This is a genomic window from Methyloversatilis sp. NSM2, assembly GCF_038066675.1.
In the GTDB taxonomy this organism is placed as follows: domain Bacteria; phylum Pseudomonadota; class Gammaproteobacteria; order Burkholderiales; family Rhodocyclaceae; genus Methyloversatilis; species Methyloversatilis discipulorum_A.
Genome location: NZ_JBBUKV010000010.1, coordinates 74,688 through 99,198, shown reverse-complemented (window position 1 = coordinate 99,198; position 24,511 = coordinate 74,688). Strand labels below are relative to the sequence as shown.

At 68.7% G+C, this 24,511-nt stretch carries 20 protein-coding genes; 12 read left to right on the top strand and 8 right to left on the bottom strand.

Translation table 11 applies throughout. From position 1 onward, the window contains the following. From mreC to WJU27_RS16450, 5 genes are all read left to right on the top strand, one after another. Complete coding sequence (gene mreC, locus WJU27_RS16470) at positions 1-903, top strand: rod shape-determining protein MreC (RefSeq protein ID WP_020162877.1); 903 nt, start codon at positions 1-3, stop codon at positions 901-903. Next, positions 900-1,424, top strand: a complete 525-nt coding sequence (gene mreD, locus WJU27_RS16465; RefSeq protein WP_020162878.1) for a rod shape-determining protein MreD — start codon at positions 900-902, stop codon at positions 1,422-1,424. Before mreC ends, mreD begins: the two co-directional genes overlap by 4 nt. 182 nt (positions 1,425-1,606) lie before the next feature. Continuing rightward, a complete protein-coding gene (gene mrdA / locus WJU27_RS16460) occupies positions 1,607-3,496 on the top strand; it encodes a penicillin-binding protein 2 (RefSeq protein WP_341422770.1) in 1,890 nt (629 codons plus the stop codon). Next, the gene (rodA, locus tag WJU27_RS16455) at positions 3,477-4,640 is read left to right on the top strand and encodes a rod shape-determining protein RodA (protein WP_341422769.1); all 1,164 of its coding nucleotides are present in this window, start codon (positions 3,477-3,479) and stop codon (positions 4,638-4,640) included. Before mrdA ends, rodA begins: the two co-directional genes overlap by 20 nt. Positions 4,641-4,642: 2 nt before the next feature. After that, positions 4,643-5,629 carry a septal ring lytic transglycosylase RlpA family protein gene (locus WJU27_RS16450; RefSeq protein WP_341422768.1) on the top strand — a complete coding sequence of 329 codons (987 nt, stop codon included), beginning with the start codon at positions 4,643-4,645 and terminating at the stop codon, positions 5,627-5,629. Here the strand turns inward: WJU27_RS16450 and WJU27_RS16445 are convergent. After that, positions 5,616-7,616, bottom strand: a complete 2,001-nt coding sequence (locus WJU27_RS16445; RefSeq protein WP_341422767.1) for a M1 family metallopeptidase — start codon at positions 7,614-7,616, stop codon at positions 5,616-5,618. The two genes, WJU27_RS16450 and WJU27_RS16445, sit on opposite strands and share 14 nt — an antisense overlap. Further along, positions 7,616-8,500 (bottom strand): ChaN family lipoprotein, encoded by an 885-nt coding sequence (locus WJU27_RS16440; RefSeq protein WP_341422766.1) that lies wholly within the window; start codon positions 8,498-8,500, stop codon positions 7,616-7,618. Before WJU27_RS16440 ends, WJU27_RS16445 begins: the two co-directional genes overlap by 1 nt. 126 nt (positions 8,501-8,626) lie before the next feature. On the opposite strand from WJU27_RS16440, the gene WJU27_RS16435 reads away from it, so the two are divergent. The 3 genes from WJU27_RS16435 to WJU27_RS16425 are packed head-to-tail and all read left to right on the top strand — an operon-like array spanning position 8,627 to position 13,544. After that, complete coding sequence (locus WJU27_RS16435; RefSeq protein WP_341422765.1) at positions 8,627-11,596, top strand: ATP-binding protein; 2,970 nt, start codon at positions 8,627-8,629, stop codon at positions 11,594-11,596. Beyond that, positions 11,593-11,961 carry a response regulator gene (locus tag WJU27_RS16430; RefSeq protein ID WP_296807581.1) on the top strand — a complete coding sequence of 123 codons (369 nt, stop codon included), beginning with the start codon at positions 11,593-11,595 and terminating at the stop codon, positions 11,959-11,961. Before WJU27_RS16435 ends, WJU27_RS16430 begins: the two co-directional genes overlap by 4 nt. Continuing rightward, complete coding sequence (locus WJU27_RS16425) at positions 11,961-13,544, top strand: sensor histidine kinase (RefSeq protein ID WP_020162886.1); 1,584 nt, start codon at positions 11,961-11,963, stop codon at positions 13,542-13,544. Before WJU27_RS16430 ends, WJU27_RS16425 begins: the two co-directional genes overlap by 1 nt. 13 nt (positions 13,545-13,557) lie before the next feature. Here the strand turns inward: WJU27_RS16425 and WJU27_RS16420 are convergent, their stop codons facing one another. The 6 genes from WJU27_RS16420 to WJU27_RS16395 form a co-directional block, all read right to left on the bottom strand. Then, complete coding sequence (locus WJU27_RS16420) at positions 13,558-15,459, bottom strand: M48 family metallopeptidase (protein ID WP_341422764.1); 1,902 nt, start codon at positions 15,457-15,459, stop codon at positions 13,558-13,560. Positions 15,460-15,529: 70 nt separating this feature from the next. Next, positions 15,530-16,417, bottom strand: coding sequence for a DMT family transporter (locus WJU27_RS16415; protein ID WP_341422763.1), 888 nt, complete (start codon positions 16,415-16,417; stop codon positions 15,530-15,532). Then, positions 16,417-17,946: a helicase HerA-like C-terminal domain-containing protein gene (locus WJU27_RS16410; protein WP_020162889.1), complete on the bottom strand. Its 1,530-nt coding sequence runs from the start codon at positions 17,944-17,946 to the stop codon at positions 16,417-16,419. The genes WJU27_RS16415 and WJU27_RS16410 overlap by 1 nt, the downstream gene beginning before the upstream one ends. Positions 17,947-18,043: 97 nt before the next feature. Continuing rightward, positions 18,044-19,663, bottom strand: a complete 1,620-nt coding sequence (locus WJU27_RS16405; protein ID WP_232415931.1) for a sensor domain-containing diguanylate cyclase — start codon at positions 19,661-19,663, stop codon at positions 18,044-18,046. Then, entirely contained in the window at positions 19,653-20,078 is a 426-nt protein-coding gene (locus WJU27_RS16400) for a hypothetical protein (RefSeq protein WP_043363971.1), read from the bottom strand. Before WJU27_RS16400 ends, WJU27_RS16405 begins: the two co-directional genes overlap by 11 nt. Before the next feature lie 8 nt (positions 20,079-20,086). Then, entirely contained in the window at positions 20,087-21,304 is a 1,218-nt protein-coding gene (locus tag WJU27_RS16395; protein ID WP_232415932.1) for a signal protein, read from the bottom strand. Positions 21,305-21,444: 140 nt separating this feature from the next. Here WJU27_RS16395 and WJU27_RS16390 point away from each other — a divergent pair, with 140 nt between their 5' ends. From WJU27_RS16390 to metW, 4 genes are all read left to right on the top strand, one after another. Further along, positions 21,445-22,173, top strand: a complete 729-nt coding sequence (locus tag WJU27_RS16390; protein WP_020162893.1) for a YebC/PmpR family DNA-binding transcriptional regulator — start codon at positions 21,445-21,447, stop codon at positions 22,171-22,173. Positions 22,174-22,241: 68 nt separating this feature from the next. Beyond that, positions 22,242-22,559, top strand: coding sequence for a heavy metal-binding domain-containing protein (locus WJU27_RS16385; protein WP_341422762.1), 318 nt, complete (start codon positions 22,242-22,244; stop codon positions 22,557-22,559). Between the two features lie 188 nt (positions 22,560-22,747). Next, on the top strand, positions 22,748-23,890 hold the full coding sequence (gene metX / locus WJU27_RS16380; RefSeq protein ID WP_020162894.1) for a homoserine O-succinyltransferase MetX: 1,143 nt from the start codon (positions 22,748-22,750) through the stop codon (positions 23,888-23,890). A gap of 13 nt (positions 23,891-23,903) precedes the next feature. Beyond that, positions 23,904-24,506 (top strand): methionine biosynthesis protein MetW, encoded by a 603-nt coding sequence (metW, locus tag WJU27_RS16375; protein ID WP_020162895.1) that lies wholly within the window; start codon positions 23,904-23,906, stop codon positions 24,504-24,506. Positions 24,507-24,511 lie beyond the last annotated feature (5 nt).

Sequence of the window (24,511 nt, the reverse complement as noted above, 5' to 3'; positions counted from 1 at the left end):
ATGGCTTCACCGGTCGCCGGACATTCCCCACCGCCGTTCTTCCGGCGCGGCCCGGCGCCGCTCGTGCGCCTCGTGCTGCTGGCCAGCGCTTCGCTCACGCTTATCGTGGTCGACTACCGGCTGCATTACCTCGAACTGGTGCGCCAGGCGCTGTCGGTGGTGACCACGCCGCTGCAGGTCGCCGCCGGCATGCCGGTGGCCGGCGTCCGTTCGGCCGGTGAGTACTTCGCCGACCTCGCCCGGCTGCAGGCGGAAAACGCGCAGCTCAGACGCGAACACACCGAACTGGCGACGATACGGTTGCGCCAGGAACAGCTGGACCAGGAGAACACCCGGCTGCGCGCGCTGCTCGACATGCGCGAGCGGGTGAAGGTCGATGCGCGCGTCGCCGAGGTGATCTACGCGGTGCGCGACCCGTTCTCGCGTCGCGTCGTCGTCGACAAGGGCCTCACCCATGGCATCGAGCCGGGCAGCCCGGTGGTGGACGACGTCGGTGTGATCGGCCAGGTCACCCGCGTCTATCCGCTCAACGCCGAAGTCACCCTCATTTCCGACAAAGACCAGGCGCTGCCGGTGCAGGTCGCCCGCACCGGCGTGCGCGCGGTCATGTTCGGCGCCGGCAGCGGCACGCTGGAACTGCGCTACCTGGCGGCCGACGTCGATCTGCGCGAGGGCGACCGCATCGTCACCTCCGGCCTCGACGGGGTGTTCGTGCCCGGTCTGCCGGTGGCGCGCGTGAAGTCGGTCGACCGCGACGGCGAAGGCGGCTTCGTGCGCATCCTCTGCGTGCCGATCGCCGGCGTCGAGGCGCATTCGGCCGTGCTCATCATGGCGCCCGGCAAGCCGGTGCAGCCGGACAGCGTGCTGCCGGCCGCCGCCGCGCCGCAGGAGGCGAAGAAATGAACCAGCCCTCCTTCAGTTCGCGCCGCATCCTGCGCCCGGTCCGTCCGTGGTTCGTCTGGCTGTCGTTGCTGGTCGCCCTGCTGCTGAACCTGATGCCGCTCGGCCGCGCCTTCTGGCTGCCCGACTGGGTGGCGCTGGTGCTGTGCTTCTGGTGCGTGCGCGAGCCGCTGCGCGTCGGCATGGGCAGCGCCTTCGTGATGGGTGTCGTGATGGACGTCGGCTACGGCAGCCTGATGGGTCAGCACGCGCTCGCCTACGTGCTGCTCGCCTACGCGGCGACCACCTTCTCCCGCCGCATCCTGTGGTTCGGCCCGCTGCGCCAGTCGCTGCACGTGCTGCCTATGCTGGTCGGCGCCCAGTGCGTGATGCTGCTGGTGCGGCTGGCCGGCGACGCCGAGTTTCCCGGCCTCGAATACTTCGCCGGCGCGCTGATCGCGACGCTGCTGTGGCATCCGATCAGCTTCGTGCTGCTGCTGCCGCAGTACCGGCCGGAGAACAAGGACGAGAACCGGCCCATATGAGAGCCCCCACGCTCACTTCGTTCGCTGCCCCCCAAGGGGGCTGCGCTCGCCCTCGGGGCGGCCCTTCGGACGGCGCTTCGGCCTCTACGCTCACTCCGTTTCGTTCGCTCAGGAGTGCCGGCTTTGCACAGCCGGCCCGTTCGTCCGGCACGACGCGTGACTGACAAGGGTTCTTCCTGCGCATGACCGACCTGAACAGCCCGGAACTGCAGCTCGTCCGCTTCCGCCGCCGCGTGTACTTCGCCGGTGCGCTGGTGCTGGTGTGCTTCGCGCTGCTGTTCTCGCGCTTCTTCTGGCTGCAGGTGGTCCGGCACGACTACTACGCCACCCGCGCCGAGGACAACCGCATCGCGCTGTTGCCGGTCACGCCGAATCGCGGCCTCATCATCGACCGCAAGGGCGAGGTGCTGGCGCGCAACTACTCGGCCTACACGCTGGAAATACAGCCCTCGCGCGTGGCCGATCTCGAAACGACGATAGACGAGCTGGCGCAGCTGGTGAATATCGAGGCGCGCGACCGCAAGCGTTTCCGCAAGCTGATGGACGAGTCGCGCAACTTCGATTCGCTGCCGATACGTACCCGGCTGACCGACGAGGAAGTGGCGCGCTTCATCGCCCAGCGCTATCGCTTTCCCGGCGTCGAGGTGAGGGCGCGGCTGTTCCGCCAGTACCCGAACACCGAACTGGCCTCGCACGTGCTCGGCTACATGGGCCGCATCAACCGGCGCGACGCCGAGCGCATAGAAGAGGCAGGCGTGGCCGACAACTATCGTGGCACCGACCACATCGGCAAGAGCGGGCTGGAACTGTCGTACGAGAACGACCTGCACGGCGTCACCGGCTTCGAACAGGTCGAGGTGACCGCCGCCGGTCGCGCGGTACGCGTGCTGTCGCGCACGCCGCCGCAGAACGGCAACAACCTGCGGCTGACGCTGGACGCCGGCCTGCAGCGCGTGGTCGAACAGGCCTTCGGCGAGCGGCGCGGTGCGCTGGTGGCGATCGAACCGTCGTCCGGCGGCGTGCTGGCGCTGGTGAGCAAGCCCACCTTCGATCCCAATCTGTTCGTCGATGGCATCGACAGCGCCAACTGGGAGGCGCTGAACACCTCGGCCGACCACCCGCTGCTGAACCGTGCCATCTATTCGGCCTACCCGCCCGGCTCGACCTTCAAGCCCTTCATGGCGCTCGGCGCGCTGACCGCCGGCAAGCGCACGCCGCAGTTCGCCATCGCCGACCCCGGCCACTTCGACTTCGGTGGCCACCGCTTCCGCGACGACAAGGTGGGCGGTCACGGCTCTGTGGACATGCACAAGTCCATCGTCGTGTCGTGCAACACCTATTACTACCGTCTGGCCGCCGACTGGGGCATAGACGGCATCGCCGGCTTCATGTCGCAGATGGGGCTGGGCAGCCGCACCGGCATCGACATCGAGGGCGAGGCGACCGGCGTGCTGCCATCGCCGGAATGGAAGAAGAAGCGCTTCAAGAAGCCGGAACAGCAGAAGTGGTACGCCGGCGAAACGATTTCGGTCGGCATCGGTCAGGGCTACAACGCCTATACGATGCTGCAGCTGGCGCACGCGGTGTCGATACTGGCGGCCGACGGCGTCGTCTACAAGCCGCATCTGGTGAAGCAGGTCGAGAACGTGCGCACCGGCGCAGTACGCGAGATCGAGCCGCAGCCGACGCGGCGGGTGAACCTGAAGCCGGAGCACATCGCGGTGATCAAGCAGGCGATGGAAGACGTGAACAAGGCCGGCACCGGTGCTCGTGCCTTCGCCGGCGCGCCCTATGTCGCTGCCGGCAAGACCGGCACCGCGCAGGCCTTCTCGCTACGCGGTGCGCAGTATCGCGGCGGCAAGCTGGCGGAAAAGCTGCGCGACCACGCGCTGTTCATCGCCTATGCGCCGGCCGACGACCCGAAGATCGCGCTTGCCGTCATCGTCGAGAACGCCGGCTTCGGCGCCCAGTCGGCGGCGCCGATCGCGCGCCAGGTGTTCGATTACTACCTGCTGGGCAATACGCCTGCAGGCCCTGCACCGGAGGATGCCGATGCAACTGACAGCGAGTAGATGGTCGGCGCTGCGCGAGCGCATCTTCGGCCTGCTGTCGGCGCTCGATCCGCCGCTGCTGGCGATCACCTTCGTGCTGCTGTCGCTGGCGACGCTGGTGATGGCCAGCGCCACCGCCGACTTCTCCTTCCGTTTCGACGCCCATCTGGTCAATCTCGCGGTCGCCCTCGGCGTCATGCTGGTGGTGGCGCAGATTCCGCCGCTGCGCCTGATGCAGCTGGCGCTGCCCTTCTACGTCGTCGGCGTCGTGCTGCTGATCGGCGTCGAACTGTTCGGCGAAACGTCGAAGGGCGCGCAACGCTGGCTCAACATCGGCTTCACCCGGATACAGCCGTCGGAAATGCTGAAGATTTCGGTGCCGCTGATGCTGGCCTGGTACTTCCACCGGCACGAGGCGCAGTTGCGGCTGCGCGACTTCCTGGTGGCGCTGGTCATCCTGCTGATACCGGTCGGCCTCATCTTCCACCAGCCGGATCTGGGCACTGCCATCCTGGTGCTGGCGGCCGGCGTATTCGTCATCTTCTTCGCCGGCCTGTCGTGGAAGCTCATCATCCCGGTGCTCGCGATCGGCGTGGTCGGCATCGCGACGCTGGCGGTCGAGGGCGACGCGATGTGCGCCGAAGGCGTCGAGTGGCCGGGCTTCAAGGCCTACCAGCGGCAGCGCGTGTGCACGCTGCTCGATCCGACCTCCGACCCGCGCGGCAGCGGCTTTCACATCATCCAGTCCAGCATCGCCATCGGCTCCGGCGGCGTGTTCGGCAAGGGCTGGAAGGAAGGCACGCAGACCCATCTCGAATTCGTGCCCGAGCGCCACACCGACTTCATCTTTGCCGTGATGGCCGAGGAGTTCGGCCTGCTGGGTGCGGTGGTGCTGCTGTTCATCTATATGGCGATGATAGGGCGCGGCCTGATGATCGCCGCCCGCTCGCCACTGCTGTTCGGTCGCCTGCTGGCCGGCGCGATTTCGCTGTCCTGCTTCACCTATGCCTTCGTGAACATGGGCATGGTGACCGGCGTGCTGCCGGTGGTCGGCGTGCCCTTGCCCTTCGTGAGTTACGGTGGCACCGCACTGGTGACGCTGTGCATCGGCCTCGGGCTGCTGATGTCGATCGAGGCGCACCGGCGCCGGCGGCGGGAGCGTTGATCGTGCACATCCGTGGCCTGCTCGCGCTGCTGTCGGCCGCCGCCGTGCTCGCCGGCTGTGCCGGTGCGCCGCCGGTGACCGAGGTCGAGCCGGACCCGGCGCCGGTCGTGCGCGCTCCGCCGGGCGAGCCGGCGAAACCGGCTCCGCCGGTGACGAAGCGTGGTGGCGGCTACTACCTGGACGACGGCCCGGGCGACAACGCGCCGGACGCCGCCACGCTGGCCGCCATCCCCGACGCCGTGCCGCGCGACGAACCCTTGCACCGCTTCGCCAACCGGCCCTATTCAGCGCTGGGTATGCAGTTCGTGCCGATGACCGAGGCGAAACCTTTCCGCCAGCGCGGCCGCGGTTCCTGGTACGGCCGCAAGTTCCACGGCCAGAAAACCTCCAGCGGCGAGGTGTACGACATGTACGCGATGACCGCCGCGCACGCGACGCTGCCCATCCCGAGCTACGCCCGCGTCACTCACCTGGCCAGTGGCCGCTCGGTCGTCGTGCGGGTGAATGACCGCGGCCCGTTCAAGCCGGGCCGGGTGATCGACCTGTCGTGGACCGCCGCCGCCAAGCTCGGCTATGTGAACGACGGCAGCGCCGAGGTCGAGGTCGAGGCCGTGTTCGCCGAAGGCAGCCCGGGTGATCTGCTGGCGCGTCGCGCCGCCGGACGGCCGGAAGTGCAGCGCACGCCGCCGGTCGAGCGTGCCGCCGAAGCTGACGTGATTGCCGCGCTGTCGACCGAAGCCGCGCCAGCGGCGGCTGACACCGGTCACTGGCTGCAGCTGGGCGCCTTTGCCGGCCTCGACAACGCGCAGGCCTTGAGCCGGCGTGTCGTCGACGGTCTGGTTGAACTGGCCGATCGGGTGCGGGTGAACAGCGACGGCAGCCGCCACCGGGTGCAGGCCGGGCCCTTTGCCAGCCGCGAAGCGGCCGAATCGGCCGCCCGCCTGCTGCGCGACCGGCTCGGGCTGGACGCGCTGCTCATCGCGCGCTGAGCGCGCACACCCGGGTCCATTGCGTCTGCGCCGGCCACTGGCCGCGCGCGCTGGCGCGTCCGCCGTCGATGACTACCCAGCCCTGCTGACCGTAGTGCGGCAACGCTCGCCGGGCGCCGGTCAGCGCGTCGGCGTCGCGTGCGGCGACCAATGCCAGCGTACCGCCAGCCGCGCTGCGCACGGCCCAGGCCACGACATCGCCGTCGCGCGGGCGGGCCGGCAGGCCGTGCCGCGCCAGCCAGCGGTCGAGGTCGGCGCTGCGGCCGATCACCATGCGGGCAGTGCGCCCGGGTGCGGCGTCGGCGGCGAGCCGCGGCGGCGGCGTGTCCAGCCAGTCGCCAACCAGTGCGTCGGCCGCTGCGCCGACGCGCGCGTCGCCGCCGTCGAGCACGGTCAGCGCCAGCGTGCCGTCCAGCGTCGCTTCGCGCAGGATGGGCGGTGCCTCGCCCGGGCGCAGCCGCCGCGCGGTGCGGAAGTCCGGGTCGATCGCCAGTTCGGCGCAGCCCTTCAGCGGCAGCGTGAAGGACTGCTGTGGCCGGTCGACCGTCAGTGTTTCGATGCGCAGCGCGCCGCTGTCCGGGTCGCGCAGATGCAGCGGCAGGCCAGGCAGATGGGGCGGCGCCGGCTGCGCCAGTGTCAGCGTCACGCTGTCGGCGCCCGGTCTGACTGCGTCCAGCCGCGGTTCGGCCAGGCCACGGCCCTCCACCCATTCGGCGAAGAAGCGGCGCAGGTCGCGGCCCGACGCCTGCTCGAAAGCGAGGCGCAGATCGTCCCAGCCGGCGCGGCGGTGACGGTGGGTGGACCAGAAGGTGCGCAGCGCGCGGTCGAAGGTGGCGCTGCCCAGCGTGTCGCGCAGCATCAGGAACACCAGCGCCGCCTTGTGATAGCCGATGGCCTGCGATGCGTCATGCGTGCGGCCGCCGAAGTCGGCCAGGCTGTCGTGCGCCGCCGGCGCCAGCGCCGACAGGCCGCGCAGCCAGTCCAGGCGCAGCGTGCGCGCCGCGTCGTCGCCCTGCGCTTCGCGCTGTGCGTAGTCGGCGACGAAAGTGGTCAGGCCTTCCGACCAGTTGCCGCTGTCCGGCGCCAGATGCACGCCATTGCCCCACCAGTTGTGCGCGATTTCGTGCGGCAGCGAGGTGTGGCGGATGAAGGGCAGGCGCAGCACGTCGATGCCGAGGTAGGTCAGGCCGGCCATGCCGAAGCCGGTCGGCGTCGGCGATGAGGCGATGCTGAAGCGGCTGTACGGGTAGTCGCCGAAGCGCGCCTCGAACTGCGTCAGTGCCTGCGCCGCAGCGTCGAGATAGCCCCCGGCTTCAGCCGCCAGCTCGGGGTGGAACAGCGTGACCAGCGTCAGTGTGCGGCCGTCGCGGGCGCGCAGCGCGCGCGTCGTCTGCTGCCACGGGCCGGCCATCAGGTCGGCGCCCTCGCCGTCCTGGCGCGCTTCGAAGCGCTGGCTGCGGCGGCCGTCGCGCACCGTGTCCTGCGTCAGGTCGCCCGGCGCCAGCGCGCGTTGCGTGGCGGGCAGGTCTACGTTGAGCGCGTAACGGTGCAGCAGCGGGCCGGCGCTGTCATGCGGCAGCGGATACCAGGCGCCGCCGGCCGGCAGGAAGCTGCCTGCCTCGCCGATCTGTGGCGCGAAGGCAGTCAGCGTGTCGCGATGGCGGGCGGCGCTGTCCGGCGCCTGGGCGCGGATCTGCCAGCGCAGTTCGAGCTGGCGGTCGCGCGTGGCGGGGGCGAGCTCGATGCGCCACTGCCCGCCGTCGCGCGCGGCGCTCAGCGGGCGGCCGTCGAGCTGCATCGACTCTATGCGGTGGGCGCCGTCCATGCGCAGTGCCACCGTTTCGCCGGCCGGCAGCACGATGCGGGCGGCGGCGTCCAGCGTGCCGCTGGCCAGCGCCAGCCGGGCGGTGATCGTGTAATGCGGTGCGGCCAGCGCGCTGCCGCAGCACAGTGTGCAGGCGACGGCCAGCCGGTGCAGCGCGCGCATCAGCGCAGTCTGTCCTGCACCGTCGGCACGATGCCGAACACGGCGTCGGCGACGCCGGCGACCAGATCGCCGCAGTCGGCGTCGCTGTCCCACGGCAGCAGGCTGCCGACGTCGGCCACGCCAAGTGCGCGCAGCTGGTGTTCAACGCCGTGACCGTGGATGACGTGGCCGCTGCCCATCAGGCCGACCACCAGCGCCTGCGGGTACTCGCGCGCTGCGGTCACCAGCGCCTCGGCCATCGCGCGGTCCCACAGCAGCTGGCCCTGCATGAAGCGCACGAAGGCCTCGTTCGACGTCGCCTGCGCCCGCGGCATGTGATCGCTCCAGATCTGCTTGAGCCAGTTGCGATAGTTGTCGGGGGCGTCGGCCGGATCGCCGACGCCTTCGCGCCGCGCCGGCGGTACGCCGGCCAGCCCGAGCTTCGACACCTCGCGCACCACCTGGCGCTCGATGTTCAGCGCGCGCATCGGCAGCCGGTGCTCGCGCGCGAAGCGGAAGATGCCCGCGTACAGCGACGGCGGCACGCCCCAGGTGCGCGTCCAGCCGGTGCGCTCGAACAGCGCCGTCTCGTCGATGTCGCCACGCACCCAGGCGTCGAGCACCGGCTGTGCGTTGCGCGGCAGCATTTCCAGGCCGATCACCATCTGCGGGCGCCGCGCGTGCAGCGCGCGCAGCGTGTCGAGCTGCCAGTCATGGTGAGCGGCGACGTCGTGCGTCTCGCCGAGCAGCAGCACGCTCTGCGCGCTGGCGCGGGCGAGCACGCTGCCGGCGTCGAGTTCGCCCTTGCCCGGGGCGATCCAGCGGCCGGGCGGTACGCACTGCGCGGCAAGCGCGGGCTGCAGCAGGGCGGCGAGGATGAGGCCGAGGCGGAGCAGGCGTGTCATCGTGGTTGACGAGGGTTGAAGAGCTGGGCGGTGGACGCCGCGCCGCGTCCATCGTTCCTTGTGCCGATAGGTCGCGGCGCCGGAAGGACGCTAAGATGCGCCGACCATTCACTGCCGCAGCATATCGTGTCTGCATCTCCGCGCGCCTCGTTGCATCCGCTCCGCTACGTCGCCAGCGCGGCCGCCTGTGCACTGGCGACCCAGGTCGATCCGCTGCTCGGCCTGTCCGACGGCCAGCCGCCGGTCTTGCAGATCGGCCTCGGCATCGCCTTCGCCGTGGTGCTGCTGTTCGGCCTCGCGCACGCGGTGCCGGTCATGCTGGTGACGCTGGTGCAGGGTGTGCTGGCCGGGCAGACGCCGCTGGCCGCGACGCTGAATGCAGCACTGACCGGCGTCCTGGTCTGCGTCGGCACGCAGGTGCTGCGCACATTCCCGCTGCAGCCCTACCCGCGCATGCGCGCCGACCATTACGCGTGGTTCATCGGCGTTGCGCTGCTGCTGGCCATCGCCCGCGGCGCCAGCGACGCCTGGTCGGCCGGCGCGCCCTTCTATCTGTCGGACTGGACGCTGCACGCGGCCGCCCACTTCGCCGGCACGCTGCTGGTGGTGCAGCTGGTCGCCGGCTGGATCGGTCGCCTGCAGCTGCAGAGGCTGATGGCCGACCTGCGGACCGTGCTGCCCTGGCTGCTGCTGACGCTGGGCGTGACGGCTGCGCTCTTCCTGCGCGTGCTCGATGGTCCCGAGCCCTACATGCTGGTGCTGCCGGCGGTGCTGGTGTGGTCGGCGATCCGCCTCAAGGTGCGCTGGATGAGCCTGCTGCTGGTGCTGATGAACGGCGTCGCGCTGTACGGCACGCAGACCGGGCTGGGCCCCTTCGGCAGCGAGACGCCGCTGCGTGCGCTGCTGTTGCTGCAGGCCTTCGTCATCACGATGTCGATCGCGCCCTACTCGCTGTCGATCACGCTGAACGAGCGCGCCGCCGCGTCGCGTCGCGCGCGTACCCGCGAAGCGCAGCTGCTCGACCTGTTCGACGGCTCGATCCAGGGCATCCTGATTCACCGCCAGTTCCAGCCGCTGTACGCCAACCGGCGCGCGGCCGAACTGCTCGGCTTCCAGTCGGTGGCTGACCTGATGGGACAGCACTCGCTGGCCGACATGGTGGTGGCGGACGACCTGCCGGTCATTTCCAGCGACAGCAACCGCCGCCTGCTGGCGTCCGGCCGCGTGCTGCCGATGCAGCTCGACGTGGTGCGCACGGACGGCCAGCGGCGCACGCTGGATTCGGTCATCCGCCAGGTCAGCTGGGACGGCGCCCAGGCCATCCAGGCCACCTTCATCGACGTGACCGACGACCTGCGCGCGCGGCGCGAGCAACGCGGCCGGCTCGAACGGCAGGACGGCCAGCTCGCGGCCATCATGCGTCTCAGCGTGGACCATGCACTGTCGACCGGCGACGATGCCGCGCTCGCCACGCTGACCGAAGTGGTGGCCGACGCACTGTCGGTGAGCCGTGCCAGCGTGTGGCGGCTGGACGTCGACAGCGGCCGGCTGCGCTGCCTGGACCTGTACGACCGGCGCCGGATCGACGTCGATCGCGGTCATGTCTCCGGCGCCGTGCTGGCGGCGTCCGCCTTCCCCGACTATTTCGCCGCGCTGCGCAGCGGCCGCACCATCGCTGCCGCCGATGCGCGCCGCGATCCGCAGGTGCACGAATTCACCGGCGGTTACCTCGACGCCGAGGGCGTCAGCGCCATGCTGGACGCGCCGGTCTTTCTCGACGGCCGGCTGGCCGGCGTCGTCTGTCTCGAACATACCGGCGACGTGCGCGAGTGGGCGCACGACGAGCAGCGCTTCGCCGGCGAGGTGGCGACGCTGCTCGGCCGTTTCCTGGTCGCGCGCGAGCGGCACCGGGCGCAGGCGGAGCAGGTCAGGCTGTCGGCCATCCTCGACGCGACGCCGGACTACGTGTCCACGGTGGACACCGATCTGCGCATCACCTACCTGAACCTGTCCGCGCGGCGCACCGTCGGCCTGACCGGCAGCGAGCTGCCCGACAACCTGCTGGTCGGCGACCTCTACCCGCCGGATGCCTACCGCCACTACCTCACGGTCGAACTGCCGGCGGTGATGAAGGACGGCATCTGGGTCGGCGAGACGCGGTTGCGAAAACACGGTGGCGGCAGCGTGCCGATGTCGGCGGTACGGGTCGCGCACCGCGGCGCCGATGGCGAGGTGCAGTTCATTTCCAGCGTGCTGCGCGACATCAGCGACATCAAGCGCACCGAACAGGCGCTGCGCGTGGCCAATGAAACGCTGGAACAGAGAGTGACCGAACGCACCGCGGAACTTGCGCAGGCGAACGAGCGACTGAAGGATCTCGACCGGCTGAAATCGATGTTCATCGCTTCGATGTCACACGAACTGCGCACTCCGCTCAATTCCATCATCGGCTTCACCGGTGTGGTGCTGGCCGGCATGGCGGGCGAGCTGAACACGCGCCAGCACGATCAGCTCAGCCGGGTCTATGGCTCGGCCAAGCACCTGCTGGCGCTGATCACCGACGTGATCGACATATCGAAGATCGAAGCCGGCTTCATCGACGTGTTCGAGGAGCGCTTCGAGGTCGAGGCGGTGATCGACGAGGCGGTGCAGTCGGTGACGCCGGCCGCGCGCGAGAAGAAGCTGGACATCGAGGTGCGCGTGCCGCCGGGCATCCTGGTCCAGGCGGACCGCCGCCGGCTGCTCCAATGCATACTGAATTTCGTGAGCAACGCGGTAAAGTACACCGTCGAAGGAACCATCACTGTGGAGGCGAGCGTGCGTGGCAGCTGGCTCGACATCAGCGTCGAGGATACGGGCATCGGCATGGACGATACCGGGCTGGCCCGTCTTTTCCAGCCCTTCGAACGCATCGATTCCCACCTGCGCGTGAAGACGCCCGGTACCGGGCTCGGTCTCTACCTGACGCGCAAGATCGCCACCGAACTGCTGTCCGGCAGCGTCGACGTGCAGAGCACGCCGGGCGTGGGCAGCCGCTTCACGCTGCACCTGCCGCGCGAGGGCTCGGGCCGTGCGACGGAGGGCAGCCGCCCGTGAAGACCGCGCTGGTGATCGAGGACAACGAGAACAACCTCGAACTGATCACATTCATCCTGCACGCCGGAGGTTACGGTACGCGCTGCGCGATGACCGGGCTGGACGGGGTTGCCGAGGCGCTGCGCGAGCGTCCCGACTTCATCCTGCTCGACATCCAGCTGCCGGACATCGACGGCATCGAGGTCGCCCGCCGCATCCGCGCGGCCGAGGGCTGGCCGCCGATTCCGATGATCGCGATCACCTCGTTCGCGATGGCCGGCGACCGTGAGCGCGTGCTGGCCGCCGGCTGCAACGGCTATATCGAAAAGCCCATCGACCCGCTGCGGGTGATGAAACAGATCGAAGACGTACTGGCCCGAGCCTGATGGACATCCTGATCGCCGAAGACGACGAGAACTCTCGCCTGATGCTCAGCGCCGCGCTGGAGTCGCGCGGCCACGCAGTGCGCACCGCCGCCGACGGGCGCGCCGCGCTCGAACTGGCCAAGGCGCAGCCGCCCGACCTCATCGTGTCCGACATCCTGATGCCGGAACTCGATGGCTACGGCCTGTGCCGCGCGGTGCGCGCCCACCCGCAGCTGGCCGCCATCCCGTTCGCCTTCTACACCGCCACCTTCACCGACCGCCGCGACGAGGAACTGGCCTACCGGCTGGGCGCCGACCGCTTCCTGGTCAAGCCCTGCGAGATCGGCGCGCTGGTCGCCGAGCTGGAGGCACTGGGCAGCCGCGGCCCGCAGCGGCCGGTGGTCGGCGACGCCGACGCGCTGTACGCCGAGCGGCTGCGCGACAAGCTGGACAAGAAGATCAGCGAACTCGAAGCCGAGCGCACGCGGCTGCGCGATTTCGCCGAGGCGGCGGCCGACTGGTTCTGGGAAACCGACGCCGAGCGCACCATTGTGTACACGTCGGACGGCGCTTGGCCGCTGCGCGGCCTGTCGCTGAACGCGCTGTTCGCGATGCGCCGGCCCGGCCCGCAGCGGCACGACGACATCGCGCTGCTGACGCAGGAATTCCGTCCCTTCCGCGACATCGTGATCGACTGGCGACAGCAGGACGGCGGCGTGCGCATCATGGCGCTGTCCGGCCGCCCGTGGCGCGACGCCTCCGGCCAGATCGCCGGCTACCGCGGCAGTGCGCGCGACGTCAGTCGCCAGGTCAAGGCGGAAGAGGATCTGCGCGCACTCAATCACGAGCTGGACGAGCGCGTGCGCAGCCGCACCTCCAGCCTGCGGGCCGCATTCGAGGAACTGGAAAGCTTCAGCTACTCGGTGTCGCACGACCTGCGCGGCCCGCTGCGCGCCATTCACGGCTTCGCCAGCGTGCTCGAATCGGAAATGACACGGCCCGACGTGAGCGGCCTCGGCAAGGCGAGTTTCGATGCGCTGTCGCGCATCCTGCGCGCCGCGCTGCGCATGGAGCACCTGGTCGACGACCTGCTCGAACTGTCGCGCGTGACGCGGATGCCGCTGCAGCGCCAGCCGGTCGACCTCAGCGCGCTGGCGCAGGAGATCGCCGACATGCTGCGCGCCAGCGATCCGCGCCGCGACTGCACCTTCGTCATCCAGCCCGGCATGCTGGTGGCCGGTGACGTCGGCCTGCTGCGCATTGCGCTCGACAACCTGCTGCGCAACGCGTGGAAGTTCTCGTCGCCGGTGCCGCACGGCAGCATCGAAGTCGGCGCCGAAGGCCGTGGTCAGCAGGCGGTGATCTACATACGCGACAACGGCGTGGGCTTCGACATGGCGCACGCCGACAAGCTGTTCAATCCCTTCATCCGGCTGCATCGCGAAGGTGAGTTCGAGGGCACCGGCATCGGCCTGGCGCTGGTCCAGCGCATCATCCGTCGCCACAACGGCCGCGTCTGGGCGCGCGCCGAGCCGGGCAAGGGCGCCACCTTCTGTTTCACGCTGGGCGAGAGCGACGCCGAACTGCCGCCGATCGCCGCCTGAGGCCGCCTGAGGTTCAGCTTTCGCCGCCCAGCGGCAGCGCGTCGACGCCCAGCGCGCGGATGCGCTTGCGCCAGCCGCGGAAGGCTTTTGCGCCCAGCGGCACCACGTGCAGTGACACCGGATAGTCCGCCGCCGCCAGCGTCCGCGCCAGCTTGCCGAGCGCCTCTTCACTGCGCAGCCAGCGCCGCGTCATGTCGAAAGCCAGCACGTAGGCACGCGCCCGCGGGTCGGCGCCGATCGGCCGCCGCAGCAGGAAAACGCGGGCGAGGCGATCGACGTGCGGCAGCACGGCGCGCACGATGTCCGCTTCGACCTCGGGCGACAGGTCGTGCCGACCGAGTTCGCACTTCGGGTCCAGCGTGTCCATTTCGTGCTGCACGCCGGCGAGATGTGCCTGCCGTCTTTCCCAGCGTTCGCGGTACAGGTCGGCGCGCACCGGGTCGCGCGTGCGCAGCCAGCGCCAGATCGTTTCGCAGCCGGCGAGTATCGCGTCCGCGTCGGCCTGCATCACCGCCTCGATGTCGTCGATGCCGCCGGCGTCATCGGCGTCCAGCTTCAGGTCGCCGAGCGCGAAGCGTGCCGCAAGGTGGTCCGGCGCCCGCGCGAGCAGCGCCTCGATGGCCGGGCGCCGGTCGACATCCGGGTCCAGTTCGGCGGTCAGCAGCAGCAGCGTCCATTCATCCTCGACGCTGCGCTCCCGGTTCTCGCGCAGCGCCTGCAACTGCTGCAGACGTTCGGCCAGATAGCTGTTGCGCTCCTGCCAGCGCGTGCGTACGTCGTCGCGCCAGCGGGCATCGAGTACGCCGGCCAGTCGCGGCAGTGCGTCGCCCAGCCAGCGCTCGGCCGCGGTCGTACCGATCGCTGGCAGGACGGGCGACGGCGCTTCGCCCAATGCGCGCAGACGGTCGTTCAGGCACGGGTGGGTGTCGCCGTAGCCGGTGCTTTCCTGCAGCACCTCGTCGCGGTAACTGCAGGCGCGCGCTTCGTCGAGCGACGACAGCGCGCGTCGCCATTCGCCGCTGAGTGCGGCCGGCGGCTCGGCCTGCGCCCGGGCCAGGCGGTCGATGCCCGGCCAGAAATCCTGCGCCTCGAAGCGCGCGGCGACGCCCACCCGCTGCAGTGCGCGGGCGGCCGCGGCGGCACCGACCAGTTCGGCCGACGAGCGGTCGGCCTGGTATTCGTTGGCGCGCGCCATCACGAACGAGTAGGCGTTGAACCAGGGCGCGTACCAGCCGAACAGCCGGGCGACGAGGCGGCTGCCCCAGTCGTCCCAGGTCTGCGCCATCGCCTGCATCTGGCCCCAGGCGCCGCGCAGCCGGTAGATGAAGGCGCCGAAGCGGCCGTGGTCGCCGGCCAGGTGACCGTATTCGTGGGCGACCACCGCCAGCGCCTCGTCCTCGTCCAGCGTCTGCAGCAGCGGCAGGCCCAGTATCAGGTAGTGCCGGTTCCAGCCGAACAGGCCGAGCCGCGGGTGCTGCACGACGGCGGCATTGAGCTGGTCGACCAGCAGCACGTGATGGAAGGCGGGTCCGTTCATCCGTCGCTGCATGTCGTCGAGGCGCTCGAACAGCCGCGGAGCGTCGGCGCGCGTGATCTCCAGGCCCTCCGGGGCCGGAAAGCGCGCCAGCAGCATGCGGAAGGAGGTCTTCAGCAGCAGCCACAGCGGCAACGCGAGCAGGATGAGGGCCTTGCCCAGCTTCAGCGCGATCAGCGCGACCGCGCCACCGCCCTTGAACAGCATCAGCACGACGCCGGCCAGCGCGCCGACCATCAGCAGGGCCATGCCGAGCACGACGGCCAGGATGACGAAGCCGAGCAGCGCCACCGCCGCCACGCGCGCGCGATAGCCCGACGGGTTGCGCGCAGCCACCGCTTCGAGGCGGTGGATCAGCTGTTCGAAACGCGATACGTCCATGCATCCATCCCTGTCCCCGGAAAGGACGATGAAAATAGCATGACCGTATTCCGCTGCCGTGACGCTTTGCTCAGCGCCGGCCCACCCACAGCACGCCGGCGATCACCAGCACGGTGCCGGCGATCTGCAGTGCCGACACCGGTTCGGCCAGCATCCACCAGGCGAGGAAGACGGTGATGACCGGGCCGGTGCTGCCGACCAGCGCTGCGGTCTGCGCACCCATGCGGCGGATCGCCGCCGACTGCAGGAACACCGGCAGCACGGTCGAGAACAGTGCCATCGCCACCGCCAGCCACAGTACCGGCGCCGGCTGTGCCAGCGCGTCGAGCGGGCGCACGGCGACGAAGTGCAGGCTGACCGCCACCGTCGACACCAGCGTGGCGAGCGCCGAAAAGCGCGTCGCGCCGAGCTTGCGTATCGGCGCCGCGGCACCGGTCAGGTAGATGGCGAAGCTGAGCGAGGAGCCGAACACCAGCGCGCAGCCCAGCGCGATGACGGCCACCTCGCCGCTCACTTCGATGTCGTGCACCACGGCCAGCGCGATGCCGCCGTAACAGAGCAGGCTGGCGACGATTTCGCGCCGCGTGATGCGGCGGCCGTGCGCCATCCAGCCAATCAGCAGCGTCAGCGTCGGGTAGGTGAACAGCACCAGCCGTTCCAGACCGGCGGAAATGTAGAGCAGGCCATAGAAATCCAGCATGCTGGCACCGTAGTAGCCGAACAGGCCGAGCACCGTGACGGTCGCCCAGTCGCGGGCGCTGAGCGGCGCGCCGCGCCGCGCTTCGCGCCAAGCCACGACGACGAAGACGGGGGCGGCCAGCAGCATGCGCAGCGCCACCAGCGTCACCGGATCGACGCCGTGTGGATAGGCGAGCTTGGCCAGGATGGCCTTCAGCGAAAAGCCGGCCGATGCGATGACGGCGAGCCAGATGCCGAGGCGCGCGTCGGCGCTGCTCACTATTTTCGTCGTCCGCCGAGGATGGAACCGAGCACGCCGCGCACGATTTCGCGGCCGATCGAGCTGGCGACGGTTCGCGCCACCGTCTTGGCGGCGGTCTGGGCCAGACCGTCACGCTGGCCGCCGCGCGGGCCGGTCGAGCCGAACACCAGATCCTGCAGCCCGCCGAGCAGGCCGCCGTCACCGGCTGGTGCGTTGGTCGCACCGGGTTGTGCGCCCGGCACAGGCTTGCCGGTGGCGACCGGATTCGCGTTCACTGCAGCGGCCAGCATTTCGTAGGCGGACTCGCGGTCCAGCGTCTGTTCGTAGCGGCCGCGCATCGGTGAGTGCTGGATCATCGCGCTGCGCTCGTCCGCGGTCAGCGGGCCGAGGCGGGATGCCGGCGGCAGCACGAAGGCGCGCTCGACCATAGACGGCCGGCCCTTCTCGTCGAGGAAGGACACCAGCGCTTCGCCGGTGCCCAGTTCGAGGATGGCCTGTTCGGCGTCGAACTTGGGGTTCTGCCGCATGGTCTGGGCAGCGGTCTTGACCGCTTTCTGGTCGCGCGGCGTGAACGCGCGCAGCGCGTGCTGCACCCGGTTGCCGAGCTGGGCGAGCACCGAATCGGGCACGTCCAGCGGGTTCTGCGTCACGAAATAGACGCCGACGCCCTTTGAGCGTATCAGCCGCACCACCTGTTCGATCTTTTCCAGCAGCGCCGGCGGCGCCTCGTTGAACAGCAGGTGGGCTTCGTCGAAGAAGAACACCAGCTTGGGCTTGTCCATGTCGCCCACTTCCGGCAGCTGTTCGAACAGTTCGGCCAGCAGCCACAGCAGGAAGGTGGAGTAGAGCTTGGGCGAGTTGTACAGGCGGTCAGCGGCCAGGATGTTGATGGTGCCGCGGCCGTGCTCGTCGAAGGTCATCAGGTCGGCGATGTCCAGCATCGGCTCGCCGAAGAAGCGGTCGGCGCCCTGCTCCTCGAGCTGCAGCAGGCCGCGCTGGATGGCGCCGATCGACGCGGTCGAGATGTTGCCGTACTGGGTCTTGAACTGCGCCGCGTTGTCGCCGACGTGCTGTACCAGCGCGCGCAGGTCCTTCATGTCGAGCAGCAGCAGGCCGTGGTCGTCGGCCACCTTGAACACGATGGTGAGCACGCCCGCCTGCGTTTCGTTCAGACCGAGCAGACGGGCCAGCAGCAGCGGACCCATGTCGCTGACGGTGGCGCGGATCGGGTGGCCGGATTCGCCGAACACGTCCCAGAAGCAGACCGGGCTCGGGTAGGGCACGAAATCGGTGATGCCCAGCATGTCGAGGCGCTGCTGCAGCTTCGGGCTGACGGTGCCGGCCGCAGCCATGCCCGAGAGGTCGCCCTTCACGTCGGCCATGAACACCGGAGTACCGATATAGGAGAAGCGTTCGGCCAGCGACTGCAGCGTGACGGTCTTGCCGGTGCCGGTGGCGCCGGTGATGAGCCCGTGGCGGTTGGCCATATTCGGCAGCAGGGCGAGTGAGAGGTCGCCGGCGCGGGCGATGTGGAGCGGTTCGGCCATGGCTTCTTCCTCGGAGGGGATGGCGCGATGCTACCAGCGCAGCGTCCGGCGGACAGTGCGGAAAACCGACGGTGAGCGGCCTTCGCGATGCAATGGCCTAGGATGCGAAGCGGTACTGCGACTTGCCGGCGCGCTTGGCTTCGTACATCGCCTCGTCGGCACGGCGCATCAATGCTTCCGGTGCGTCTGCCCGGGAGTCGGTGTAGGCGATGCCGACACTGGCGCCGATCTGCACCGGCTGGTTACCGCCGGCGTCTATCGGCCGCGCCAGTGCGCTGACGATCTTGGCCGCGATGAAGCGCGCGGTGTCCGGGCTTTCCAGCGCGCACAGCACGACGACGAACTCGTCGCCGCCCAGCCGCGCGACCAGATCGGTGCGCCGCACGACGGCTTCGAGCTGCCGGGCGACCCAGCTGAGCACGCGGTCGCCGGCTTCGTGACCCTGCGTGTCATTCACCTGCTTGAAGCCGTCGAGATCGACCAGCATCAGCGCCAGACCGCTGCCGTGCAGGCTTTCCAGCGCGCTGCTGAGCCGGTGCTCGATGCCGCGCCGGTTCAGCAGACCGGTCAGCGGGTCGCGCTCCGCCATCGCCAGCGCGCTGGCCTCGGCGCGCTTGCGTTCGGTCACGTCGTTGGCGATGCCCTGCAGCAGGCCGTCGGGCAATGGGTTCAGCACGACGTGCAGCCAGAGCACGCCCGATTCGCCGTACTGCACGCCGAAATCGGCCGAGGTCGGACGCTGGTCGCTCAGTGCGCGCACCATCAGCGTGTCGAGCCGTGACGAAGCGTCGCCGAGCAGGGTGCCCAGCGCATAGCTGCGATCGCTGCCTTCGCGCGCCGGCAGTCGCAGCTTGGCCGCCAGCCAGGGGTTCCAGTCGTGCAGGCGACCGGCATTGTCGACGGTGAAGATGCCCGTTTCCGCGCTCTCGAAGATGAGCCTGAACTTGCGCTCGGATGCCTCGAGCTGTGCCCGCGTATCGCGCTCGGCGGCGAGCAGGTCGTCCATCCGCGTGATCAGCGCATTGACGTCGCCGGCCAGCCGGCCGATCTCGTCGCCGGCGTGTCCGGTCGGTACCGAAACATGCTTGCCGACACCGATTTCGAGGTGATGCAGGTCGTCCGACAGCTTCTTCACCGGGCGCGTGAATACGTTCAGCACCACCCAGGCAACCGACAGCACGACGAACACCAGCTCGATCAGCAGGATGATGGCGATGAAACGCGAATAGGAACCCGCAGCCTGTGCGATCTTCGAACTGGCCGGCCACAACCTCAGCTCGCCGACCTGCTGGTCGGGCGAGAACGGCGAGGTCAGCGGGCGGACCAGCACCGGCAGCCGCAGCACGCCTGCCTCGGTGTCGGCCTCGCCCACCGACGCCAGCACGTGGTCGGCTTCGGTGATGACGACGCGGGCGACCGCATCGTTGAGCAGCAGGCCCTGGGCCACCTCGTTCGCCAGTTGTTCGTCGCGCGCGAAGGCAGCGACGCTGGCGGTGCGTTCGACGGTGGCCATCAGCTCGGCCAGCTGCCGCTGCATCCGCTCCCGTTCTTCCCGGCCGACCATGACGGTACTGGCCAGCGCGACCAGAACGCCGACCAGACCGCCGAAGAACAGCATCAGCAGCATGGTCCGCCAGACCACGCTGGTCTGCAGCCGGCGCGGCGAGTGCGCTGCGTCGGGCGTGTCGGGCGGGCGGGAAGCCGGTTCAGTACTCAAGGAGCAGCACCACCCGGACGCGCTTGTCCACCCGCGCGGCGTCGATGTAGCCGATCGCGCCGCGCTCGGCCGCGACGCGTCTCAGCACCGACTCGGCGTCGTCGATCTGCTCCGGCGGCTGGGTCCGTCCGGAGAATTTCAGGCGCGCCCAATAGGCGCTGATCTCGTTCATTTCACGATTGACCAGTGCGCGGTAGAAGTCCGCGCGCAACGATTTCGTATCCAGCACGACGGCGGGTGTGCCGGACGGCAGGTGCTTGATGCGACCGAGGAACAGATGGCTCACTTCCTCCCGGCTCAGGCTGTCCACCCCGCTTGAGGGGTGCACGATGACCGCCAGCGTTTCCGCACGCGCCCATCCGCTCACGAACGCAAGTACGAGCGTGAGCAGGGTTCGTCGGGTGAACAAATGCATCAGCGGCATCAGAAGACGAAATCCAGCACGACGGTGAACAGCGTCAGACTGGCATCGCGGACCGGCAGGCCGCTGGGGGTGATCAGTATCGACGACGATGAGGCATTGATCTTTTCGATTTGTACCTTCAAGGCGTAATCGGTGGCGAAGTCATAACGCACACCGGCGCCGAAAGTGCGCTGATTCATCGTCAGCCGGTCGACGACGCGGTCGTAGACGACCTGCAGCGCAGCCGCCGGAGCCGGCAGCGTCAGCGCACTGTCGTCCGGTTCGAAGGAGATGCGTCCCCAGGTCAGATAGGGCTTCCACGCGCCGATGCGATAGCCGGCGACCACGCTCGAACCCCAGCCGGAGTAGCGCGGAAACTGCGAGAAGGTCTCGCGCGCGAGTATGCCCTGCAGCGACCACGGGCCGTTCTCGTAGCGCGCGCTGAGACCGGCGAAGGTGATGTGGTGCGAAGTCTGTATCTGCGATGCCCGCAACTGCGCCTGCGCCAGCGGTACCGACGCCAGCGCATCGCGCAGTTCCACCAGCGAACGGTCGCCGCGCGCGTGAATGTCTGCCCAGGCCGCCTTCAGCGTCAGCGTGTCGCTCGCCCATTCGATCGTCGCGCCTACGGTGGTCGCGTCGTCCTGCGTCACCCGCTGGCCGTACAGGTAGAAGTCGCCGCGCGACTGCCCGCCATACACCTTGACGCTGCCCAGACCGTCGCCGATCGGCGTGCGCAACGTGAGGTCGGCGCCGTCGAAGCGGTCCTGCGTCACCACGCCGTACACTTCGGTCGGCGGCCGCGCCGCGGTGTAGGCATAGCCGACGTGGCGCGAATCGCCTTCGAGGTAGATGTCGGCGCCGAGCCGTCCGGCACGCAGTTCCAGCCAGTCGGTCGGGGCGTAGCGCACGAAGCCCCAGCTCAGCATGGGTGCCCAGTTGCCTTCACTGTTCAGGCGACTGACCGCCTGTATCGTCGTCGACCAGCGCGGATTGAAGGTGGCGCTCGCCTGCAGGCCGATGCGGGTGTCCAGACGGAAGCCGAGCTTGTCACCCTCGATGCCGCCGGCCTGTTCGAGATCGCGCCGATAGACGACGTCCTCCTGGCTGTGATAGCCGGCGCCCAGCGTGCCGAAGCCGCCGAAATGCCACAACGGTTCGCTGGCCGGGTCGTCCGCCAGCGCGCCGCTGCTGGCACTGATGGCCAGCAGAGCGATCAGAAGTCTTGTAGTTGTCACGATTGCATTCACCCGCCGGCCACGGGGGCCGGAAAATTCCCATTCGGAATTAACGGAGTCCCGCGCAACGCTCTTGAGCCCGTCATCGGCGCTCTCGATTAAAATCGCCGCTTGCACATTTCCAACGGACGTCTTCTTTCATGGCCGGTCATTCCAAGTGGGCCAACATCCAGCATCGCAAGGGTCGTCAGGACGCCAAGCGGGGCAAGGTGTTCACCAAGCTGATCAAGGAAATCACCGTGGCAGCCCGCATGGGCGGCAGTGATCCCAATTTCAATCCGCGCCTGCGCATGGCTGTGGACAAGGCGAAGGGCGAAAACATGCCCGGCGACAACATCGATCGCGCCATCAAGCGCGGTACCGGTGAGCTCGACGGGGCAAGCTACGAGGAAATCCGCTACGAAGGGTACGGCATCGGGGGTGCTGCTGTCATGGTCGACTGCCTGACCGACAATCGCACCCGCACCGTCGCCGACGTACGCCATGCCTTCTCCAAGTATGGCGGCAACCTCGGCACCGACGGCTCGGTGGCTTTCATGTTCAAGCACTGCGGCCAGTTCATCTTCGCTCCGGGCACCTCCGAGGACGCGCTGATGGAAGCGGCGCTGGAAGCCGGCGCCGAGGACGTGCTCACCAATGACGACGGCTCGATCGAGGTGCTCAGTCCGCCAGCCGACTTCGTTGCGGTCAAGGACGCGCTGGAAAAGGCCGGCTTCAAGGCCGAATTCGCCGAAGTGACGATGAAGCCGCTGAACGAAAGCCCGCTGGCCGGCGACGACGCAGTGAAGATGCAGAAACTGCTGGACGTGCTGGACAGCCTGGACGACGTGCAGGAGGTCTACACCACCGCGGTGATGGACGAAGAGTAAAGTCGTCAGGGGTAAGGTCGCCAGGGGCTTTCGCCCAGGATGTTTCGCATAGTCACCGGAGAACGTCGATGCTGCTCACCACTACGCCCACGCTCGAAGGCCGGCCCATCCGCCAGTACCACGGCGTGGTCACCGGCGAAGCCATCATCGGCGCCAACATCTTCAAGGACCTGTTTGCCAGCATCCGCAATGTGGTCGGCGGCCGCGCCGGCGCCTACGAAAGCACGCTGGCCGACGCGCGCGACGCGGCGATGCAGGAAATGAGCGAGGCGGCGGCGAAGCTGGGCGCCAACGCGGTGGTCGGCGTCGACATCGACTACGAAGTGCTGGGCGCCGACAACGGCATGCTGATGGTGTGCGTGAGCGGTACCGCGGTCAGTACGTGACGCGCCGCACGATTGACAAACCTGCCTGATTCGCCAGAATGCAGGCAGTTTCCCCTGTTTCATGGCGCCGATTTGTCTCAGCTTGCGGGCGCCCGGGTTCCTCCGGCGGTGTGCTGCCGGGCCTCCCTTACAAATTCGGCTAAAGCGAGGGCGAACCCGGTCCTGGCTTTGGTCAACCGGGTTTTTTCATGGCCAACGAAATATCCATCCCTGAAGACAGCGTCGGCATCGTCAGCCCGCTGTGCGCGCGTTTCGACACGCCGCTGACGCTGAAGAGCGGCGCCGTACTGCCGGGTTTCGAGCTGATGTACGAAACCTATGGCGAACTGAACGCCGCCCGCTCGAACGCCGTGCTGGTCTGTCCGGCACTGTCCGGTCACCATCACGCGGCCGGCATCCACGCTGACGCGCCGAAGAACACCGGCTGGTGGGACAACCTGATCGGCCCGGGCAAGCCGCTCGATACGCGCAAGTTCTTCGTCATCAGCGTCAACAATCTCGGCGGCTGCCACGGCTCGACCGGCCCGATGAGCACCAATCCGGAAACCGGCAAGCCCTGGGGGGCGGATTTCCCGGTGGTGACGGTGGAGGACTGGGTGGCGGCGCAGTCATTGCTGGCCGACCGCCTCGGCATCGACTGCTGGGCGGCCATCATCGGCGGCAGCCTGGGTGGCATGCAGGCGATGGCGTGGTCCATCCATCTGCCGGCGCGCGTGCGCCATGCGCTGGTGATCGCGTCGGCACCCAAGCTGACGGCGCAGAACATCGCGTTCAACGAGGTGGCGCGCCAGGCCATCATCACCGACCCGGATTTCCACGGCGGCCACTTTTACGAGCACAACACGCTGCCGCGTCGCGGTCTGCGGCTGGCGCGCATGCTGGGTCACATCACCTACCAGTCGGACGATCTGATGGCCGAGAAATTCGGACGCCGGCTGCGCGAGGGCGGACGCAAGTTCAGTTTCGAGGTCGAGTTCGAGGTCGAGTCCTATCTGCGCTACCAAGGTGACAAGTTCGCTGGCAGCTTTGACGCCAACACCTATCTGCTGGCCACTCGCGCGCTCGATTACTTCGACCCGGCGCACGACGCCGGCGGCGATCTGGCAAACGCCTTCGCGCCGGCCACGGCCGACTACCTGCTGGTGTCCTTCTCGACCGACTGGCGCTTCGCGCCGTCGCGCTCGCGCGAAATCGTCGATGCGCTGATGCGCAAGGGGCGCAACGTGAGCTATGCGGAGATCGAATCGTCGGCCGGCCACGATTCCTTCCTGCTCGACGATCCGCACTACCACGCAGTACTGCGTGCGTATTTCGACAACATCACGGTGTGAGGCGGGTACCGACATGACTGCACTGGACGGACGCATAGACTACGACGTGATCGCCGGCTGGGTGAGCCCGGGCGCGCGCGTACTCGACCTCGGCTGCGGCGACGGCGCGCTGCTGCGCCACCTGAAGGACAGCCGCGGCGCCAGCGGCTACGGCGTCGAGATCGACATCGAGCGCGTGATCAGCTGCATGCGCAACGGCATCAACGTGCTGCAGATCGACCTGGAGAAGGGCCTGTACGACTTCGTCGACCAGAGCTTCGACCTGGTCATCATTTCGAACGCGCTGCAGACCCTGCACCGCACCGAAAAGCTGTTGACCGAAATGCTGCGCGTCGGCCGCGAGGCCGTCGTGAGCTTCCCGAACTTCGCGTTCTGGAAGCACCGCATGGCCATCATGGACGGCCACATGCCGGTGTCCGACCGCCTGCCCTACCAGTGGTACGACACGCCCAACGTCCGCTTCTTCACCATCGCCGACTTCGAGGCGCTGTGCGAAAAGCTGGGCATCGAGATCCGTGAGCGACTAGTGCTCGACGACGCAGGACAGCCGGTGCAGGACGAGCCGAACTTTCTCGGCAGTTTTGCGCTGTACAGATTGGGAGGGGCTAGAGGCTAGGGGTC

What these genes read in the sequence shown, in the direction of transcription:
- mreD (WP_020162878.1), top strand. Translation starts at nt 900, where the DNA reads ATGAACCAGCCCTCCTTCAGTTCGCGCCGCATCCTGCGCCCGGTCCGT.
- WJU27_RS16400 (WP_043363971.1), bottom strand. Translation starts at nt 20,078, where the DNA reads ATGCATTTGTTCACCCGACGAACCCTGCTCACGCTCGTACTTGCGTTC.
- WJU27_RS16390 (WP_020162893.1), top strand. Translation starts at nt 21,445, where the DNA reads ATGGCCGGTCATTCCAAGTGGGCCAACATCCAGCATCGCAAGGGTCGT.
- WJU27_RS16445 (WP_341422767.1), bottom strand. Translation starts at nt 7,616, where the DNA reads ATGCGCGCGCTGCACCGGCTGGCCGTCGCCTGCACACTGTGCTGCGGC.
- WJU27_RS16425 (WP_020162886.1), top strand. Translation starts at nt 11,961, where the DNA reads ATGGACATCCTGATCGCCGAAGACGACGAGAACTCTCGCCTGATGCTC.
- rodA (WP_341422769.1), top strand. Translation starts at nt 3,477, where the DNA reads ATGCAACTGACAGCGAGTAGATGGTCGGCGCTGCGCGAGCGCATCTTC.
- mrdA (WP_341422770.1), top strand. Translation starts at nt 1,607, where the DNA reads ATGACCGACCTGAACAGCCCGGAACTGCAGCTCGTCCGCTTCCGCCGC.
- metW (WP_020162895.1), top strand. Translation starts at nt 23,904, where the DNA reads ATGACTGCACTGGACGGACGCATAGACTACGACGTGATCGCCGGCTGG.
- WJU27_RS16410 (WP_020162889.1), bottom strand. Translation starts at nt 17,946, where the DNA reads ATGGCCGAACCGCTCCACATCGCCCGCGCCGGCGACCTCTCACTCGCC.
- metX (WP_020162894.1), top strand. Translation starts at nt 22,748, where the DNA reads ATGGCCAACGAAATATCCATCCCTGAAGACAGCGTCGGCATCGTCAGC.
- WJU27_RS16420 (WP_341422764.1), bottom strand. Translation starts at nt 15,459, where the DNA reads ATGGACGTATCGCGTTTCGAACAGCTGATCCACCGCCTCGAAGCGGTG.
- WJU27_RS16440 (WP_341422766.1), bottom strand. Translation starts at nt 8,500, where the DNA reads ATGACACGCCTGCTCCGCCTCGGCCTCATCCTCGCCGCCCTGCTGCAG.
- mreC (WP_020162877.1), top strand. Translation starts at nt 1, where the DNA reads ATGGCTTCACCGGTCGCCGGACATTCCCCACCGCCGTTCTTCCGGCGC.
- WJU27_RS16385 (WP_341422762.1), top strand. Translation starts at nt 22,242, where the DNA reads ATGCTGCTCACCACTACGCCCACGCTCGAAGGCCGGCCCATCCGCCAG.